The 2,198-nt window shown below is 73.5% G+C and carries 1 pseudogene; it reads right to left on the bottom strand.

The features are described from left to right. Positions 1-127 precede the first annotated feature (127 nt). A pseudogene (locus tag ACFUVW_RS04960) lies at positions 128-2,198 on the bottom strand (hypothetical protein); the annotation flags it as partial.

The following is a 2,198-nucleotide window of genomic DNA, read 5'->3' as shown; positions in this document are numbered from 1 at the left end:
GCCCGGCCCCCTGCGCCGTGCTGCGCCCACGCCGACCCCAGCCGGGGCGGAGCTGCCACGGGACACTCCCCAGTGATCCCCCGTGACAGCGCCGCCCCGTCCGGAGCCGGTGCCGGCTCCGGTGGGGTCAGCGGGTCGCGACCGCGAGCACCTCCTTCCGGCGGCGCAGCAGCAGCGCGCCGCCCAGGAGCATCAGCAGCAGCGCCGGGCCCAGCAGCCGCAGGTCACCGCCCGTCGTCGGCAGCGACTGCAGCGCGTCCAGGCCCGCCGCTCCGTCGGCACCGGCGGCACCGTCAGTGCCGGCCGCCGCCGTGGCGCCGTCCGACCCGGTCCCGGTCAGCAGCCCCGAGCCGTCCGAGCCCGGGACCCCCGTGACGGGCCCGCCCACCGGGGTGGTCGAACCGTCGTCGGAGCCCGTGCCGTCGCCGGCCCCCTCGTCACCAGGGCCGTCGGAGCCACCGTCACCGGGGTCCGTGCCGTCACCGGGGTCCGTGCCGTCACCCGGATCCGTGCCGTCACCCGGATCCGTGCCGTCACCCGGATCCGTGCCGTCACCCGGATCCGTGCCGTCACCGGGGTCGGTGGCGGTGGTGCCGTCCTCGAGGACGTCGTCGACCAGCCCGTCCTCGGCGAGGAGGTCGTCGGTCACGGCGCCGAGGTCACCCTCCAGCAGGTCGTTCGCCGTGTCGTTGACGTCCTCGACCACGTGCTCGACGAGCTCGTCGGTGACGCCGTCCTGCGGCTCGTCGGCACCGATGATGTCGTCCACGACACCGTCCTCGCCGGCGATCCCGTCGACGGTGCCCTCGACGAGGTCACCCGTGCCCAGAGCGTCGTCCACCGCACCGGTGGCGTCCACGACGTCGTTCAGCACCGGGTCGAGACCCTGGTCCTCCAGCACGTCGTCGACCAGCCCGTCCTCGGCGGTCAGGTCGTCGACCACGCCCGGCAGGTCGCCGGCCGTCACCGAGTCCACCGTCGAGTCGATGTCGTCCACCACGGCCTCCACGAGACCGTCCGTGACGCCGTCCTGCGGCTCGTCGGCTCCGACGACGTCGTCGACCACGCCGTCGTCCCCGAGGAGGCCGTCCACGGTGTCCTCGACCGCCGAGCCGGTGCCCAGCAGGTCGTCCACCGTGCCGGTGGAGTCCACGACGTCACCGAGCACCGGGTCGAGACCCTGGTCCTCCAGCACGTCGTCCACCAGACCGTCCTCGGCCGTGAGGTCGTCGGTCACCGCGCCGAGGTCGCCCTCGGTGAGGTTGCCCACGACCTGCTCGACGTCGTCGAGCACGTGCTCGACGGCCCCGTCCGTGACGCCGCCCTCGGGCTCGTCGGCGCCGACGACGTCGTCCACGACACCGTCCTCACCAGCGACGCCGTCGACGACGTCCTGCACCAGCGACCCCGTCCCGACGGTGTCGTCGACCGTGCCCGCCAGGTCGGAGACCTGACCGACGAGGTCGTCCGCGGCCGTGTCGACGCCGCCGTCCTCCAGCACGTCGTCGAGCACGCCGTCCTCGGCAGCGACGTCGTCGACGACGCCCGGCAGGTCGCCGGCCGTCATCGAGTCGAGCGTCGAGTCGACGTCGTCCACCACGGCCTCCACGAGACCGTCCGTGACGCCGTCCTGTGCCTCGTCCGGACCGACGACGTCGTCCAGCACGCCCTCCTCACCGATGATCCCGCCGACCGTGTCCTCGACCGTCGAGCCCGTGCCGAGCAGGTCGTCCACGGCACCCGTGGAGCCCACGACGTCGTTCAGGACCGGGTCGAGACCCTGGTCCTCCAGCACGTCGTCGACCAGCCCGTCCTCCGCGGTCAGGTCGTCCACGACACCCGGCAGGTCGCCGGCCGTCACCGAGTCCACCGTCGAGTCGACGTCGTCCACCACGGCCTCCACGAGACCGTCCGTGACGCCGTCCTGTGCCTCGTCCGGACCGACGACGTCGTCCAGCACGCCGTCAGGCCCGAGCAGGCCGTCCACCGTGGACCGCAGCAACGACTGCGTGCCCAGCACGCCGTCGACCGTGCCCGCGGTGTCCGCCACCGTCGCGGTCAGCTCGTCCACCGCACCGTCCAGCCCGGACACCTCACCGAGGTCACCGAGGTCACCGAGGTCACCGAGGTCACCGAGGTCACCGAGGTCACCGAGGTCACCGAGGTCACCGAGGTCACCGAGGTCACCGAGGTCACCG

It is taken from the genome of Isoptericola sp. NPDC057391, from assembly GCF_042668085.1.
Lineage (GTDB): Bacteria > Actinomycetota > Actinomycetes > Actinomycetales > Cellulomonadaceae > Isoptericola.
Note: the sequence above shows the minus strand (reverse complement) of the source record. Positions and strands in the feature narration are given on the sequence as shown.